We start from the raw sequence: 17543 nt of genomic DNA on the forward strand, positions 1-17543 counted from the left end.
ATTTGTTTTGTTTTCCAACGACAAAATTTATTATAGCAACGTATTCGATAAAAATCAACAATAAATTTAATTTTTTTCATGAAAACTTAACCGAAAATTAATATTTAACAAAAATATACCTAAGAATAATTTATAATACCGGTGCATATACTTCTATAATGCCCAAATGTTTCTCGTATAATCTGTTTACATTCGTCTGGTCGCGTAATAAACTATTATTATGCTTCACGGAGAGGAGAATTTTAAAATGTCAGTATATTCAACCATTCTTACCCAATCGGAATTTGTGGATAAGGATAGTCTCAGCTACCCATTTGAAGAAAGAGGATTACAGTTTGGCGATGGCGTTTATGAAGTGATTCGGATTTATAAAGGAGAGTACTATCTCTTGAAAGAACATGTGGATCGCCTGTACCGTTCTGCCGAAGCCATTAAAATCAAAATCCCTTATCATAAAGAAAAGATGACAGACCTATTACATCAATTAATGGAAAAAAATAATATGAAAGATGATGGAAAGGTGTATATGCAAATCACACGTGGCTCTGCTCCCCGGGATCATGCCTTTCCATATGAAGTCACACCTAATATCTATGCTTACCTCCAGGATCTGCCCAGAAATGAAAAGATTCTGGAGAACGGCGTAAAGACCATCTCGCAGCGTGATGTCCGTTGGGAAAACTGTTATATCAAAAGCTTAAATCTGCTGCCAAATGTTTTAGCAAAGCAGACAGCAAAAGAAAATAATTGCTATGAAGCCATTCTGCATCGAGATGGCGTGGTAACAGAATGCAGCTCTTCCAATATCTATCTCGTAAAAGACGGAAAAGTATACACGCATCCAGCTACTAATAATATTTTGCATGGATGTGTACGGATGGCCGTGGAGCGCTTTTTAAAAGCTGAAAATATTCCGCTGATTGAAGAAGCTTTCCAAATTGAAGATATCCAGCATGCAGATGAAATGTTTTTATCCAGCAGTACATCAGAGGTACTGCCTGTTATCCAGCTCGACAATGTAGTTGTCGGAAATGGTGAACCCGGAAAAATTACCCGTACCCTGCAAAGAGCGTATGAGCAGGATGCTAAAATTACTGATAAGTTAATTAAAAATGTGTAATAAGAAACAGTCGTCTCTTTTTTAAAGGCGGCTGTTTTTATATAGAAAATATGTATATCAAGTCTTTTTACAAAATAAACCCAATAATCATTTCCGGCATGGACTCACTGGAAAAATTATTTCCCGATTATTTGATATAAAAGAAAGGAGATAACAATCGTTATTATTAGGCTGACTGCTATAATTTTCAAGAAGGATTTCCGTTTTATTTGACTAGGTTATTCTACTTTCATTGCTTCTTTTTCCACTTGATAAGAAAGCATCTTCGACGGTACCGTATCTGATGCCGTTACTCCAAACCGCTGTCTATGCTCTGCTATTTCAAACATACGCTCATCTGTTACTGATCCGAACGCACGTCTGTCCAGTTCCTTCAGCAGTTTTGCTCTATCCTTCCGTTTGGTTAGACTTAATAAAAAATTTACTTTTACAATATGAGGAATCTCGTCTACTTGTAAACGCTTGGCTAATAGCTTTCCTGCAAATAAACGTTTTCGAAATGCTTTATATTCTTCTTTATCCGCTAAATAAATTTCTATCGAACTGGTAAGTTGATGTTTATATATTTGATACCTTTTAATATCCTGCCATTGAATAAAAATCGCACGTTTTAATGGATGTTTGATAATAAGCATATCCTTTGTCAGCATTCCCTTCCTTAAAAGAATAGATACATATCGCCATTCCCAATATAAAATAAGTAAGAGAAAGAATAAGAGCTAAAAAACTCTTCCCTTTTGAAACGTATAAATAAACTTCCTGTGTACCCAACATCATAACCTCCGAATCATTTTCGTGTCACTCTATTGATTCTTTATTTTACCATATTTTACTTGATATACATTTAAAAAATATACAAATAAGCTCTATAGCTAACCAAATCTGTACAGTTAATCCTTATTGATTCGAATTCCGAAATAGTTTAAACTAAAATTATATAGAACGAAATTCATTTAAAATTGAGGAGGAATTACATGTCTGCATCAACAGAAAAAAGACCCGTTACCACAACCGATTTTCAGAATATTAAGGTTCTTAGTGAACCAGAGTTTATTTCAAAAAATAAATATAGTTATGTCATCACCTCTGTGAATGAAGATAAAGAATATAAATCACAGATTTATGTACATAACTTGAAAGATGATTCTCACAAGCAATGGACTGCAGATAATCATCGTAATCATACGTTCCGTGTTTGCCCGAATAAGGATAAAGCCTTCTTCCTTTCCAACCGCAGCGGAGCTTCACAGATTTGGCTAATGGCTTTGGACGGCGGGGAAGCAAAACAGATCACTACTTTTCCAAACGGCGTCTTCTCCCCTATCTGGTCAAACGATGGAAAGTCGATTATATTCTGCTCCTTTCTGGAAAAAGATGATGATATTGCTGCCTTAAAAGAGTTAAGCAACGAAGAAAAAGAGGCAAAACAAAAGGAAGCACAAACAAAACCGCTTATTGTCGACCGTTTAAAGTACAAGTCGGATGCCAGAGGCTTCCATGACCAATCCACTGTACAAATCATCAAATATGATATAAACGCAGACAAATTTCATCAGCTCACAACCAAAGAGGCAGATCATCATTTGGTTGACCTTGCCCCGAACGGCGAACACCTTATCTTTGCGGCTAATTTCGAGGAAGATGCGGATACCTCCCTGATTTCTGATTTGTATTTACTGGATCTGCAGTCAAAGGAAATAACGAAATTAACAAACAGTAAAGGCAGCTATTCTGACGCCAGATTCTCCAGAGACAGTAAAAAAATTATTGCTTGCGGGCATGAGTTTGAATATGCAGGCGCAACGCTCATTAAGCTGTTTCTGTACGATGTAGAAAACAAAGAAAGAAAATTGCTTTCTGGAGATTGGAGCATTCAGCCTGGTGATACCATGGTTGGCGATACGCGTCTTGGCAGCTCAGAAACTGGTCCTGTCTGGTCACATGACAATGCATCCATTTATTTTCTTGGATCAGATGCTGGAGCTGTCAATCTATATGAAACAGATTTAGAAGGAAATTTAAAAACACGTTACAGCGATGATAATCACGTATTCGGCTTTTCTTATCATCCAGAGACAGACAGCTTTATTTTAGGAATCAGCAAACCAAAAGATCCTTGTAATTTTTATAAGCTGGATGCAGATAATACCTTAAAGCAGCTGACAGATGTAAATAAAGCTTTTATTCATGAAGCAGCTTTATGCGAACCAGAAGAAATCTCCTATACATCAAGCGATGGCTTAAAAATTCAAGGCTGGCTGCTTCGCCCTTACGGATTCCAGGAGGGAAAGAAGTATCCATTTGTTTTGGAGGTGCACGGCGGTCCGCATGCTATGTATGGGCAAACCTTCTTCCATGAACTCCAGCTGCTTGCAGCGAAAGGGTATGTTGTCCTTTATACCAATCCACGCGGCAGTCATGGATATGGACAGGAATTTGTTAACGGGGTGCGGGAGAACTATGGCAAAGGAGATTATCGCGATCTGATGGAGGCGGTCGATTATTGCTTAGAACAGTATTCCTTTATTGATGAAAACCGCTTAGGCGTGACTGGCGGAAGCTACGGCGGGTTTATGACGAACTGGATTGTCGGTCATACGAACCGTTTCAAAGCAGCCGTGACACAAAGGTCCATTTCCAATTGGTTAAGCTTTTATGGAGTCAGTGATATCGGCTTCTTCTTTACCAAGTGGGAGCACGGCGTGAATTTATTAGAGGATCCAACCGGACTGTGGGATATATCTCCGTTGAAATATGCAGAAAACGTGGAGACACCGCTTCTTATACTGCACGGCGAAAAGGATTATCGCTGCCCGATTGAGCAAGGGGAACAATTATTTATCACATTAAAGCATTTAAATAAAGAAGTGGAATTCGTCCGTTTCCCGAATGCTACTCATGAATTAAGCCGAAGCGGCGATCCATCACTTCGGGCTGCCCGGCTGGAAAATATCTGCCGCTGGTTTGATAAATATCTTTAAAACCACATACATTTTAAAAATAGAGGCGACAATTTTTGTCAGCCTCTATTTTTAATTATCCTATGATGATACACTGCCAATTTTTGGCTCGTGTTGATCCTTCTGCGTTCGCAATGTCTGTAAATACGTCTGTAAAGATTGAATATCTTCATTCTTCAAGTGCTGGTTTTGCCAAACAAGCTTTGCCGTTTCCAGACTGGTAAAATACGGGATATTAAGCTGCGTACAAAGCTCTCTTAACTGAAAGCCAAATCGTTCTTTATCTCTGCCGACGCTTGGCACATTAATCACATAAGCAGGCGGGTCCTGTAAAAACAGCTTTTTGAGATTAGCTAATTCCCGATCTACTGCTGCGGAAGGAATATGGTTTTTCTCCAGATAAGCACTCGTTCCCTGTGTAGCGATTATTTCTGTGTTTCCGGCAATTTCCTGAATAAACGGGATGCTTTCTTTCTTATGATGGTCACTTATCGATACAAACCATTTTTTTGTATCATGCAGCTTGTGCTGAGAAGGAAACACCGCCTTACGAATTGCTTTTTCCAATGTCACATCCATCCCGATAGCTTCCCCGGTTGATTTCATTTCCGGGCCTAAAATATGGTCAACACCTTTTAATTTATTTTTAGAAAAGACAGGTGCTTTCACCGTATAATATTCCGGCTCCTGGTAAGAAGTGAATTCTTTCATAAAATCCTGCAAAGACTCCCCTAAATGTGCATTGACAGCTAAAGCAACCAGCGGAATCCCTGTTACCTTGCTGACTGCCGGAACTGTGCGGGAGGATCTAGGATTTACTTCCAGAACATACACTTCTTCTTGGTAAAGAACAAACTGGATATTCATCATCCCGATAATCGGAAGCTCTCTGGCAATCTTTTTAGAGATTTGATAGATTTGCTTCTTTTGCTGTTCCGTCAGTGTTATCGCCGGGAATACGCTCGTGCTGTCTCCTGAATGCACCCCTGCTTTTTCGATATGTTCAAAGATTCCTGGAATAATCACATTTTCGCCGTCACTCACGACATCGACTTCACATTCCAGTCCAGGCATATACGAATCCATTAATAATGGCCAGCATTGATCGTAGGTATCTACCTGTACTCTTTGTACATTGCTGAGTAATTCTTCTTTATTGTAACAGACAAACATCGACTGACCGCCAATCACATAAGATGGACGAATCAGAACAGGATATCCGAGCTGATGAGCCGCTTCCTTCGCTTCCTCCACACTATGGACAATTTCCCCATGGATGTGAGCAATATCTAATTGCTCTAAGAAGGTATAAAATTGCTCTCTGTCTTCCATTTTATCCATATTTTCAGGCGCTGTTCCTAAAACAGAAACACCGGCTTCTTTTAACTGATTCATAAGGTTAATAGCTGTCTGTCCGCCAAATTGGACGAGGACGTCTTGAATATTCTCTTTTTCCATGACACGTAGTACATCCTCCAGAGCCAATGGTTCAAAATAAAGGCGATCAGCTACTGTATAGTCCGTGCTCACTGTTTCCGGGTTATTATTGATCATAATTGCCTCATACCCGGCTTTTTGCAGTGCCTGCACAGCATGCACAGAGCAATAGTCAAATTCAACTCCCTGCCCGATACGGATAGGACCAGAACCGATAACCAGCGCTTTTTTCTTATTCGATACGGTCTGCACTTGATTGGAACCTGACCAGGTTGAATAAAAATAGGTAGAATGTTTCCCCGACGTTCCCGGGCATGTATCAACAAAACGATAATTAGGTGACAATCCATGATTTTTATAAAATTCACGGAGTACAGCCGGTTCAATATGGAGGAGCTTTGCTAATTGGACATCACTGATACTATACTGCTTTGCCTGCAAGATTTTCTCTTCCGTTATATTTCCCCAGCCGGTTGCTGCCAATTCCTTTTCCAATTGGATGATAGCTGCTATTTTCTCCAGGAAATAAGGCTGAATCAGTGTCCGTTTTGCAATCTCATCTACAGTGAATTGACGCCATAAGGCTTCACCGATAGCGAAAAGACGTAAATCATTCGGCTCTTCAAGCAACGCCATTAATGCTTCATCCGACTTTTCTGCAAAGGATGGCCACCGCAAGGATTGAACATTCATTTCCAGAGAGCGGACCGCTTTATTTAATGCGCCTTCGAAGGTTTTATCTAAGGACATGACTTCTCCTGTTGCTTTCATTTGTGTTCCAAGCGTACGATCTGCTTCGGAAAATTTATCAAATGGAAAACGCGGGATTTTTACAACGGTATAATCCAAATCCGGTGTAAAATGAAGATAGGTCGCTCCGCTGACCGGATCAACTAGTTCATCCAAATGATAGCCGACTGCACATTTTGCTGCCACTCTGGCAATCGGATAGCCTGTTGCTTTAGAAGCCAGCGCAGAAGAACGGCTGACGCGGGGATTTACCTCGATAATACAATATTCATTTGTTTCCGGATGGAAGGCAAATTGAATGTTACAGCCACCCACCACTTCCAGCGCACGAATTATTTTTATCGATGCGTCACGCAGGATTTTACTTTGTTCAGCAGTTAATGTCTGAGCAGGAGCGACTACAATGGAATCGCCGGTATGCACACCGACAGCGTCGACATTTTCCATGTCACAAATAATTTGACAGGCGTCATTCTCATCGCGCATCACTTCATACTCCATCTCTTTCCAGCCTTTAATGCTGCGCTCAACAAGCACCTGCGTAATCGGGCTTAGATGAAGCCCCTTTGCCAGCAGCTCGCAAAATTCTTCCTTATTATTTGCAAATCCTCCGCCTTCTCCGCCAAGAGTATAAGCTGGACGGAGAATAACCGGATAGCCTATCTTCTCTGCAAACGCCAGGCCATCCTCTATATTTGTCACAATTTGTGATTCAGAAATGGGCTCCTTGATGGAAATCATTAAATCTCTGAATTTTTCTCTGTCCTCTCCCTTTTGTATGGAAGCAATGGAGGTTCCGAGCAGGGTTACATCGTGTTTCTTCAGAATCCCTTTCTCATGAAGCTCTAAGGATAGATTTAACCCTGTCTGTCCGCCCAAGGTGCCAATTAAACCATCCGGCTTTTCCTTTTCAATGATTTTTTCGACAACCTCTACTTCTAACGGTTCTAAATAGACTTGGTCGGCGATGGTTTCATCTGTCATAATGGTCGCAGGGTTGTTATTGATAAGCACAACCTCCAGCCCCTCTTCCTTTAAAGCAAGACAGGCTTGCGTCCCGGCATAATCAAACTCTGCCGCCTGCCCGATAACAATCGGCCCCGATCCTAAAACAAGTACTTTCTTCATCCCTGGATGTATTGGCATATCTTATTCTCCCTTCTCCTCTATGTCTGCTGCAATAGCTGTTATCACTCCGATAAAAGTGAATAACTCTTCTTTCTCTGTTGTTAATGGAGGCAAAATACGCACGACATGCTCTCCTGCTGTTAATACAAGAACCTGTTTTTCTCTTAATTTCTCCACCCAGACCCCTGCTTTATTTTCAACTTCCAGCCCGATAAGAAATCCTTTTCCTCTTACCCCTTTAATAAGTGAATTGGTTTCAGCAATCTTCATTAACCCTTCAACTAACAGGGTGCATTTTTCCTGTAAATCTTGTAAAAAAGCAGGGTCTGCAATTTGCTCTAATGTAGCCAGCCCAGCTGTTGCCGCCAGCGGATTTCCCCCAAAGGTGCTGCCATGGGTTCCTGGTGAAAAACTGTCCGCAGCTTTGTTTTTTGCTAATAATGCTCCAATCGGAAAACCAGAGCCTAATCCTTTAGCCAAAGTGATAGCATCCGGCTCAATATCGTACTGTTCATAGGCAAACAAAGTACCCGTCCTGCCGACCCCAGTCTGGATTTCATCGACCATAAACAGAATGTCTGCCTGCTTACAATAGTCATACAGTGCTTTTACCCATTCTGCGTCCGCCGGATGAACGCCGCCTTCTCCCTGGACCAGCTCCAGTAAGACGCCCGCTGTTTTATCAGTGTCTATTTGCTCCAGCGCTTCCGGCTGATTAAACGGCAAATAAGTAAAACCAGGTGTTAATGGGGTAAAGCCTTTATGGATTTTAGGCTGTGCAGTTGCAGCCATCGTATAACCGGTTCTTCCGTGAAAGGAGTTTGAAAAAGTAACAATCTCTGTTCTTTCCGGCTTCTGCTGGTCCTTTGCATATTTTTTAGCCAATTTGATTGCTGCTTCATTTGCTTCAGCACCGCTGTTACAGAAGAAGGCCTGATCAAAGCAGCTTAACGAAACTAACTTTTCTGCCAATGCTTCCTGCTGGGGAATCTGATACAAATTAGAAACATGCCATAAGTTCTCTAATTGCTCGGATAACTTTCCCTGTACATAATCCGGCACATGGCCTAAACTGCATGTTGCAATCCCGGATGTATAGTCCAGGTGTTTCACACCCTGGTCATCCCATACATAGCTTCCTTTTCCTTTTACAATAGTAAGCGGCAAACGCTGATAATTTTTCATTAATGCTGATGTTGTCATTGTATTAGACATGCTCAAACTCCTTTTCACTTAAAATCGTCCCTACTTTTTCTCCGTCTAAATATTTCAAAATATCATTTGGTTCTAATCCATTTAAAATAACCGATTCCTCTACGCCGCCCTGCAAGCTTGCCAACGCCGAACGCACCTTGGGAATCATGCCGCCATAAATGACGCCGGAATCAATCAATGCTTCAACATCTTTTTTGGTTAAATGGTGGTGGATTACTTCTTTTTGGTCGATTGTTTCCATCACACCCGGAATATTACTGATCAGAACAAGTTTACAGCCTAATGCCTCTGCTACTGCACCAGCCGCTGTATCGCCGTTAATATTGAAACGGGTTTCTCCCTCGCCTGTTGCAATCGGGGAAATAACAGGAATACCGCCTGCATCCAGAATCATGTCAATCCAGGACGTTTCCACCTTGATAACCTCTCCGACAAAACCAAGCTTCCCATTTTGAATTTGTTTTGCCTGCAGCAGGTTGCCGTCTACGCCGCTAAGACCAATTGCTTTTCCATTTTGATTTTGAAAGGAACTGACAATCCGTTTATTAATGGTTCCGCTCATTACCATTTGCGCAACTTCTAACACTTCTTCCGTAGTAACCCGAAGCCCATCGACAAATGTACTTTCAATATTCATCTGCTCCAGCGCCTGATTGATTTCCGGACCGCCGCCGTGAACAATAACAGGTTCACAAATCTTTTTTTCTTTCAGCTCGATTAACAGCTCATAAAAAGCCTTTGGCAGCTCCTGCAAAATACTTCCGCCTACTTTAAATACTACTTTTGTCATTAGAACACCTCACGTTCGATAGGATGCGTTGATCTGTACGTAATCATAGGTTAAATCACAGCCCCAGACAGTTGCTTTCTCCACGCCGTCTGTTAACCCGATAAAAAGGTGAACCGTATCTTTAACCAATTCCTCTACACAATTCGGTTCATGGAAGGCAAGCAGCTGCCCTTCCTTAATAATCTGCTCTGATCCAATCGCAAGCGATAGCCCCTGTTTATCAAATGCTACGCCGCTTGCACCTAGAGCACTGATGATTCTCCCCCAGTTGGCATCTTCACCATAAATTGCTGTTTTTACCAGACTGGAGCCAATCACTGCTTTCGCCATCTGCGCCGCTTCCTGCTCCGATCTAGCTCCTTCTAAACTTACTTCAACCAGCTTGGTTGCTCCCTCTCCGTCCTTAGCTATCATTTTTGCAAGCTCCCGGCTGACGAATTGCCACGCTTCCATAAATTGATGCCATTCCGGATGCTGTGGATGAAGTGTTTCATTATTCTGCATTCCGTTTGCTAAGATAAGTACCATATCATTCGTACTGCTGTCCCCGTCCACTGTAATACGATTAAAGGACTGATCGGTTATTTGTCTTAATCCCTGCTGGAGACTTTCCGTTTCTACGTTTGCATCGGTTGTAATAAAGGAAAGCATGGTTGCCATATTCGGGTGAATCATACCCGACCCTTTCGCAGCGCCGGCAATGGTGATGACTTTTCCATCTATTTCAACCTCGACAGCAATATGCTTCGTTTTCGTATCCGTTGTTAAAATGGCATGTTCAAAATCAACAGCTGCTTCACTCTCCCCAATACGAGCAATGGCTCCTTTAATAACATCCATTGGAAGCATCTCACCAATGACTCCCGTGGAGGCAACAGCCACTAAGGAAGAGTCAATTCCTATTTTTTCGGCTGTAAGCTGCTGCATTTCTAACGCATCCTGATAGCCTTGTTCACCTGTATACGAATTGGCATTAGCAGAATTGACAACGACTGCCTGCAGCTGGCCGGAATGCTTTAGTGCCTGCTGTGTTACATCCAGCGGGGCTGCCTGAAATGTATTCTGCGTATACACTCCCGCGGCATTTGCTGGTACATCGGAATAAAGCCAGCCGAAATCACGCTTAGATTTCCGCAGCCCTGCGTGTATGCCTCCTGCAGTAAATCCTTTAGGCTGATCAATATGTGCATTTTCTAAAATTTTAAATGACTTCGATAATGTATGTTCCACCTATGATTTTCCTCCTCAAAGTTGTTCCCTTTTAGATTATGGAAATACTGGAATAAACTCCAATCCCATTGTCTCATCCCATCCGTTCATCAGATTAGCATTATGAATTGCCTGGCCAGCCGCTCCTTTTACTAAATTATCAATCGCCGACGCTATCACAATGCTGTTTGTCCGCTCGTCTACATACGCTCCAATATCACAGTAATTACTGCCCGTTACCCCTTTTGTTGCCGGAAAATGACCTTCTGGCAAAATACGGACAAAGGATTTCTCCTGATAGTATTCCTGTAGATAGTCTAAAATGGAGGCGGTGGTTTCCTGGCTTTTCAGATCCGCATATATCGTGCATAACAGCCCTCTTGTCATTGGAATCAAATACGTTGTAAAGGAAACCTTTACATCCTTATCTGCAAATTGGGATGCATAACGTTCAATCTCCGGGATATGCTGATGCTGACCAATTTTATATGGAACAACATTTTCATTTGCTGAAGAGAAATGTGTTTTTTCACTTAAACCTTTTCCAGCTCCGGAAATCCCTGTTTTCGCATCGATGCGAATACCTTCTGTCTGAATTTTATTCCCATCAATAAGCGGGATTAATGCGGATAAAGCAGCAGTCGGGAAACAGCCCGGGTTAGAAATAATCGACGCTGATTTGATTTCCTCTGTAAAAATATCGCTGAGTCCAAATACTGCTCTCTCCAGCACATCAGCAGAAGCAGGCTCTTTTCCGTACCATTCCTTATATTCCTCTGACGTAAGCCGGAAGTCGCCAGATAAATCGATACATTGAACAGAAGTATTCTGGAAAGAAGGAATAATATTTTTAGCGACACCAGCTGGGGCTGCTAAGAATAAAATATCAATCTCTTTTTCTAGCTTTTCTGTATTTAATGCTTCCATCTCTTTCGTAATAATACCGGATAAATGCGGATAAGTAGCTGATAACTCCTCGCCTGCCTGCGATTGTGATATAATTTTAGTAATCTCAATTTCTTTATGTGATTGGAGAAGCCGGATAAGCTCGATCGCCCCATACCCGGTTCCGCCAATAATTGCTGCTTTCTTCAAAAATACTCTCTCCCTTGTCTGAAAAATGAATTATTCATTATTATAAATTTTTATGTATGTTTATGCAAGGGAATTTATAAATATTAATTAAATTTCTTCAAATTAATTGTTTACTTGTATAATATATGAATAAAAAAAGACACTGACCAGGCTTTATGATCAATGTCTTTTTCTTATCACACATCTTATATAAATGGTATCCAAACCTTTGTATATCGGAGTTTTTGAAGCATCCTTAAATCAAGTTTCGTAGTATCTCAACTCAGATTCCTGTTATTTTCTCTTGTTTCTAACAGAAAAAATTTATGCAGTCCTCCTGCATCCTCATTCAACTTCCCGCACAAACCGTTCCAGAAAATCATCCAATGTTTCCTTATATAATTCCTCATCTTTCACAAAGGACTCCCCGTGGCTCGCCTCATCCACAAGCAGAAGCTCCTTTTCACTTTTGGTATTTTCATAGAGCTCCTCTGTCATCTCAGTCGGCACAAAGACATCTTCTTTTCCATGAATATATAAAATCGGAACTTCCGCTTTTGCAACTTGATCTAAAGCAGAGGCTTCCTTTAGCCCGTAACCGGCGCGCAGCTGTGTTACGAGACTGGTAGACGGGATAAACGGAAAGGAAGGCAAATGGAACATCCGGTCAATTTGGTAAGAGAATAATTCATTGACATCTGTATAGGAAGCATCTGCGACAACAGCTTTCACATTTGGCGGCAATTCCTCCCCGCTCGCCATTAAAACAGAGGAACCACCCATAGAAACACCGTGCAGCACGATTTCAGCATCCTCTCCGACACGTTCCATTACTTTATCAATCCAATCTAGCAAATCTAAACGGTCGTGCCAGCCAAAGCCGATATAATCTCCTTCACTCTCTCCATGTCCGCGCATATCCGCTGTAAAAATGTTGTATCCTAAATCCTCATAATAATGCTGTCCGTATAAAGCCATATCTTTTCCGCGGCCCAAATAGCCATGGGCAAAGATAACCACTTTATTCGTAGGGTGTTCTGCTTCCAGATAATATCCTTGTAAATCAAGATTATCATAGGAAGTCTGATGCCAAGTTTCAAACGGCTGTTCATCCGACCAGTCCCGCCAATCACCTTCTAATAAAATATCCAGTGTTTCTGCTTCCACTTCCAGGTCATCATTATCGTTTAGAAAATCCTTTACATTCCTTTCAATGGCGAGGTTATAAAAGAAAATCGCAGCAGCAAAATTTATAATAAGGAGTATCAGCACAACTCCTGAAATAATCCAAATCCATTTCTTCTTTTTCTTCACACCCTGACCCTCTTTTCTATCTAACATTCTAACTACCTATTATACTAGAAATTCCCTAAAGTATATAATCCAAGTTATGGGAGATTGTCAGGAAATTTATTTAATCGTACATACACAAATAAACGTATAAGGCTTTGCCAGCGCACAAAGCCTTATACGTTTTACACATGCTGTCTGATTAAATATGTCGTCTTTCCATTAAATGAATGCCTAGTCCGGTAAATAAGACCGTCATCAATGTTAAAATACTGATCGGCTGCAGGAGCTCTGTAAAGGAATAGCCGTAAACTGCTGCTCCCTGAATAATATCTAAACCATATTTGATTGGATTCAAATTCGCTAAAAACAACAGGACAGGATTGCTGACAATTTCTAACGGCCAAAATGCGCCGCCAATCATGGCTAAACTTACTGTAATAATACTGATCGCTGCATTAAACTGCTCCACATTTTTAACAAGTGCTGTAATCAAAATAGACATAGCAACAATAGCTAAAGCATATGGAATCAGCATCAGTAAAATTTCAATCATTCGATCATTAAAGGTAATTCCCCGCCAGAAATAGAAGAAACTAAAAATAATTATAATTTGCAGATAGCCTTCTATAAAACTGTAAAACAGGTTCGCAATATACATTTCTGATTTCTTAATTGGCGATAAAATCATCCGGTCCCAGACACCCATTCTTTTTTCTGTCAGGATTTTGACTACCCCATACGCGATGGTATAAATAGCGAAAAATAATGCAAAGCCGCCCACACGATGTACATTATCATCATATTGCCAGGATTCCTCTCCTGAAAAGCTGTGTACCGACAAATCAAATGTACCTTCCGAGGCAGCTTCCTGGTAGGATGAAACGACTTGATCGGCTTCCATTCCTTCTGCGTCTGCTGCCTCCCGGATTAATGCCTCTTGCATATCTGTTGTATATACTTCCTGGACCGTCTGTTGGATCAGACCTGCATTCGGAGATTCTACTCCTACTAAAATATCAAAACGATCCACAGATAAGATAACGCCCGTATCTGCATCCCCTTCCCTTAACTCTTCTTGCAATGCTTCTTTATCAACTTCATAAAAACGAAAGGCTTCCTGCTCCTCCAGAGATTGCTGGTAATCACTTGCTCCATCTTCCACATAGACAGGAACTGGAATTCCACCGCCTCCTTCCCCTACATTTAAAGAAGAAATAACCCAGGCAAAGACAATCGACATTCCTGTAAAAAGGAGAAAAGTAAATGGATTACGAATAAACTCCCTTATCCGTGCTAATAATATGCCTTTCATCGTGTGGACCCCCTTTTTGGAAAGCTTATCGCAGCAACTATAATCATCAGAGCACCAAAACCAATCATGTAAATAAGATAATTCGAAATTTCCTCTATGCCGCTTCCCTGGAGTAACTGAATATAAGCACTTAATCCAGAGCCGTTCGGTGTCATATTACCGATACGCTGAATCATTTCCGATAATTCTCCAATCGGGAAAAAGCTCCCTCCGATAAATGCCAAAATAGAAGTAACAACCCCTGAGAAAAAGCCAACAATCGCATCTGATTTAAAACGATAGCTGATAGCCGTTAATAGTACGGTGATTCCACCTACTGCAACAGCATAGGAAAAGGTAGTTAACAAAAATGCCAGCACATCCTGAAATGTGACTTGGAAAACAACATAAGAAAAACCAAAAATAATCAATAGCTGAATAAAGGCAATGATCATACCAGAAATTAGGATACTGAAGAAGTACATCCATCTCGGCATATCACCGACAATAATACGGTCAAACACCTGATCCTGCCTTTCCCTGGTTGCAAAGAAACCAATGGTAGAAGCAACATATAACCCGGTAAAAACTGCCATGGCAACCGTATAATAATCACGAGAGGAAATCGGATCCAGCTGTTCAATCTGTGTCTGCTCGCCAACGTTTGAGGCAGCCTGCATTTCATTCATATCTACATCCAAATCATTTTGCTGCAGAAAGGCCTGCGTAGTCAGATTCTCATCAAATTGCTCCAAAATTTGTGATAAGACAGATGAATAGATTCCATCCTCCTGATTGACATGCAGCGTTAAATCTGGTTTGGCAGTGTCCTGCCCTGAGATAGCCTGCAGCATATCATAGGTGAAATTTTCTGGTACTTCGATTAAACCGGAAAAGGAATCATCCGCCAGCACATCTGCTTTTTCGTCTTCCTGTATAACCTCTAATTCAATCATTTCCTGCAAATCTTCCCCTTGAAAAATATCCTCCCGGAGCATCGTAATCATATGCAGGTCTTCGCTGTCACCAAACGCCTCTGCCGGCGCACCAATTGCTTCCATTTCATTGATAAATCGCTCGACCTGATCCGCTTCATCTTCATGCTCCAGCCAGGCTACTTTTAATTCAAGCTTTGGACTGCCGCTTTCCATAAACCCTGCCAATGCAAAGCTTAAAATAAGAATAAGGATAATCGGCAACCCCAGAAGTAAAAAAATCTGGACAGGATTACGCCATAGCAGGAGCAATTGTTTTTTAACTAGTTGAAATATCATAGCAATCCTCCTCTAATCACGTAATGCTCTTCCGGTTAAGTGCAGGAATACATCCTCCAGCGTTGGGGACTTCACATGCAGCGAGCGTAAAGAAATATCATATTTATCCGTCATCGAAATAATTTCAGAAAACAAATTGACTTCCTTTGGCGTAATTAATGTAATCTCTTTTTCTTCCACATGCACATTTGTCACCGATTCATGGTCCTTCAAACGGGCAATAAATGCTTCACTCCAATGGTCAGCCTGGATTGAAATCGTATTTTCGGAAGAAAGAATCTGCTTGATTTCCTCCTTCGTCCCAGAAGCAATTAAATTCCCCTGATCCATAATATAAATACGGTCACACAGATAATCTACTTCTTCCATGTAATGACTTGTATAGACGACCGTCATTTGATTTTCTTTGTTCAAACGTTTGACAGTCTCCAAAATATAGCTTCTGGATTGCGGGTCGATGCCGACAGTCGGTTCATCCATAATTAAAATTTGAGGGCTGTGGAGCATAGCTACCCCAATATTCAACCGTCTTTTCATCCCTCCGGAAAAAGACTCTACCAGCGCTTTTCGCTTCTCTGTTAAACCAATTTGCTCTAAAATCTCATTCACCCGCTGTTTTAAAGTTGAGCCCTTCAAACGATAAATTCTTCCAAAGAAAAGCAGGTTTTCTTCCGCCGATAACTGCGGATAAAGTGCGATTTCCTGCGGTACAACCCCAATGGCTTTCCGTAATGGAGATGGCTTTTTAATGACAGACTTTTTCAAAAACCGGACGTCTCCCTGTGTCGGCTCAATCAATGTAGAAAGGATAGAAATAGCCGTTGATTTACCAGCTCCGTTCGGACCGAGCAGACCGACGATTTCTCCCTGTTCAATAAACATATTTAATGCCTTTACTGCTTCTATTTTTTTAAAATGCTTTGAAATATCAACTAATTCCAGCATGTTAGCCCCTCCTGTCAAATCTACTTATATTTTATCGTCTTCCCGAGCAAAGCAACACTTTCCTCCGTCACTAATCGGATGGAAAAAAAGTGACTCCAGTCATTTTTTCATCCAACACTTCTTCTTTCCTTGCTTAACACAAAAACAGCAGAACTGATTTTCAGCTCTGCTGTCATTAAGTAATTCATCCTTTTTCATTTTTAAATTGCCTTTGAGACCAAACCAGCGTAATAACGAATACGAGTGCGATGCTGAACAGAAAAATCAAAATTCCCATCTGCTGCTCATAAACCGGGTCAAAAGGCAGAAAACCAATATAGAATTCATCCGGCATTTGCAAATCGACCGGAATACATACGCGTAAGGACTCTAGAAAAACAGCCGGATCCTTGTAGGTTTGATAAATGCCTGAACCTGCTAAAAGACCATAAAAGCAATAGGGTAAGAATGCAGATATTTGAACGGCCGTTGCATACCATCTGACACGATTATTCAGCCAATAATAGAAAAATGCAGCCCAGAAATTCAATGCAGCCAAAAACAGACACATCATAAAGAAATGATTCCAGTACAGCTCTATACGGGCAATATCAAACATAAATGGCAGATGATAACCGTAAAAAAAGACCGTCAGCAGGGTAATAGCTACTGCAGGCTTCCGGAAATAAGCAAGTGCGCTTTGTATCCAGCTGATTTTTTCACTGATCCACGATTTTGGCCTCCATCCAATAACAAGCAAGGGAGCCGCAACAAAAAGTAAACCGACAATTTGATACATATGTGCCTGCAGGGTCAGCCTGCCAATAATATTTAATGGACTTCCCACAGACAAAAATAAGACAACCATGCCGAAGAGAAAAGAGATAATATAAAGCATACCGCTCTTTCCCTTGGAAGGAATCATAAAAAAATAACAAACAATCATAAATGCACAAAACAAAAAGATTCCGCCATTCCACAGGGTTGAAAAATGAAATTCATCTAAAAATATTGCAATCATCTCTTCTTCACCAAACTTTTATTTAAGGTTACTTCTATTTTAAATTATGTAACGGCG

13 protein-coding genes are annotated in these 17543 nt (G+C 41.0%); 2 read left to right on the forward strand and 11 right to left on the reverse strand.

All coding sequences use genetic code 11. From position 1 onward, the window contains the following. Window positions 1-247 precede the first annotated feature (247 nt). Entirely contained in the window at window positions 248-1120 is an 873-nt protein-coding gene (dat, locus tag ACW0TQ_RS17175) for a D-amino-acid transaminase (protein WP_339238033.1), read from the forward strand. Window positions 1121-1338: 218 nt separating this feature from the next. On the opposite strand, the gene ACW0TQ_RS17180 is transcribed toward dat, so the two are convergent. Continuing rightward, complete coding sequence (locus ACW0TQ_RS17180) at window positions 1339-1770, reverse strand: hypothetical protein (protein ID WP_455725860.1); 432 nt, start codon at window positions 1768-1770, stop codon at window positions 1339-1341. Window positions 1771-2094: 324 nt separating this feature from the next. On the opposite strand from ACW0TQ_RS17180, the gene ACW0TQ_RS17185 reads away from it, so the two are divergent. Then, on the forward strand, window positions 2095-4101 hold the full coding sequence (locus tag ACW0TQ_RS17185; RefSeq protein WP_455725861.1) for a S9 family peptidase: 2007 nt from the start codon (window positions 2095-2097) through the stop codon (window positions 4099-4101). Between the two features lie 60 nt (window positions 4102-4161). Here ACW0TQ_RS17185 and carB read toward each other — a convergent pair whose 3' ends face one another. The 10 genes from carB to ACW0TQ_RS17235 all read right to left on the reverse strand — a co-directional run bounded on the left by carB (window position 4162) and on the right by ACW0TQ_RS17235 (window position 17486). Next, on the reverse strand, window positions 4162-7413 hold the full coding sequence (carB, locus tag ACW0TQ_RS17190) for a carbamoyl-phosphate synthase (glutamine-hydrolyzing) large subunit (protein WP_455725862.1): 3252 nt from the start codon (window positions 7411-7413) through the stop codon (window positions 4162-4164). 3 nt (window positions 7414-7416) lie between these two features. Then, complete coding sequence (locus ACW0TQ_RS17195; RefSeq protein ID WP_455725863.1) at window positions 7417-8610, reverse strand: aspartate aminotransferase family protein; 1194 nt, start codon at window positions 8608-8610, stop codon at window positions 7417-7419. Then, window positions 8603-9400, reverse strand: a complete 798-nt coding sequence (gene argB / locus ACW0TQ_RS17200) for an acetylglutamate kinase (RefSeq protein ID WP_455725864.1) — start codon at window positions 9398-9400, stop codon at window positions 8603-8605. The genes ACW0TQ_RS17195 and argB overlap by 8 nt, the downstream gene beginning before the upstream one ends. A 9-nt stretch (window positions 9401-9409) precedes the next feature. Continuing rightward, on the reverse strand, window positions 9410-10630 hold the full coding sequence (gene argJ, locus ACW0TQ_RS17205; protein WP_455725865.1) for a bifunctional ornithine acetyltransferase/N-acetylglutamate synthase: 1221 nt from the start codon (window positions 10628-10630) through the stop codon (window positions 9410-9412). A 36-nt stretch (window positions 10631-10666) separates the two neighbouring features. After that, on the reverse strand, window positions 10667-11704 hold the full coding sequence (argC, locus tag ACW0TQ_RS17210) for an N-acetyl-gamma-glutamyl-phosphate reductase (RefSeq protein WP_455725866.1): 1038 nt from the start codon (window positions 11702-11704) through the stop codon (window positions 10667-10669). Between the two features lie 324 nt (window positions 11705-12028). Further along, window positions 12029-12997 (reverse strand): alpha/beta hydrolase, encoded by a 969-nt coding sequence (locus ACW0TQ_RS17215; protein ID WP_455725867.1) that lies wholly within the window; start codon window positions 12995-12997, stop codon window positions 12029-12031. Window positions 12998-13175: 178 nt separating this feature from the next. Next, window positions 13176-14288: an ABC transporter permease gene (locus ACW0TQ_RS17220; protein WP_193062034.1), complete on the reverse strand. Its 1113-nt coding sequence runs from the start codon at window positions 14286-14288 to the stop codon at window positions 13176-13178. Beyond that, the gene (locus ACW0TQ_RS17225) at window positions 14285-15541 is read right to left on the reverse strand and encodes an ABC transporter permease (protein ID WP_256706209.1); all 1257 of its coding nucleotides are present in this window, start codon (window positions 15539-15541) and stop codon (window positions 14285-14287) included. Before ACW0TQ_RS17225 ends, ACW0TQ_RS17220 begins: the two co-directional genes overlap by 4 nt. A gap of 12 nt (window positions 15542-15553) precedes the next feature. Beyond that, window positions 15554-16486, reverse strand: a complete 933-nt coding sequence (locus tag ACW0TQ_RS17230; RefSeq protein WP_042533733.1) for an ABC transporter ATP-binding protein — start codon at window positions 16484-16486, stop codon at window positions 15554-15556. Window positions 16487-16670: 184 nt separating this feature from the next. Next, window positions 16671-17486 (reverse strand): cytochrome c oxidase assembly protein, encoded by an 816-nt coding sequence (locus ACW0TQ_RS17235; RefSeq protein WP_256706208.1) that lies wholly within the window; start codon window positions 17484-17486, stop codon window positions 16671-16673. Window positions 17487-17543 lie beyond the last annotated feature (57 nt).

It is taken from the genome of Oceanobacillus sp. M60 (genome assembly GCF_053839645.1).

Coding starts and splice junctions, on each gene's coding strand:
- ACW0TQ_RS17220 (WP_193062034.1), bottom strand. CDS start 14,288: ATGAAAGGCATATTATTAGCACGGATAAGGGAGTTTATTCGTAATCCA.
- ACW0TQ_RS17230 (WP_042533733.1), bottom strand. CDS start 16,486: ATGCTGGAATTAGTTGATATTTCAAAGCATTTTAAAAAAATAGAAGCA.
- ACW0TQ_RS17195 (WP_455725863.1), bottom strand. CDS start 8,610: ATGTCTAATACAATGACAACATCAGCATTAATGAAAAATTATCAGCGT.
- ACW0TQ_RS17180 (WP_455725860.1), bottom strand. CDS start 1,770: ATGCTGACAAAGGATATGCTTATTATCAAACATCCATTAAAACGTGCG.
- ACW0TQ_RS17235 (WP_256706208.1), bottom strand. CDS start 17,486: ATGATTGCAATATTTTTAGATGAATTTCATTTTTCAACCCTGTGGAAT.
- dat (WP_339238033.1), top strand. CDS start 248: ATGTCAGTATATTCAACCATTCTTACCCAATCGGAATTTGTGGATAAG.
- ACW0TQ_RS17185 (WP_455725861.1), top strand. CDS start 2,095: ATGTCTGCATCAACAGAAAAAAGACCCGTTACCACAACCGATTTTCAG.
- ACW0TQ_RS17225 (WP_256706209.1), bottom strand. CDS start 15,541: ATGATATTTCAACTAGTTAAAAAACAATTGCTCCTGCTATGGCGTAAT.
- argB (WP_455725864.1), bottom strand. CDS start 9,400: ATGACAAAAGTAGTATTTAAAGTAGGCGGAAGTATTTTGCAGGAGCTG.
- carB (WP_455725862.1), bottom strand. CDS start 7,413: ATGCCAATACATCCAGGGATGAAGAAAGTACTTGTTTTAGGATCGGGG.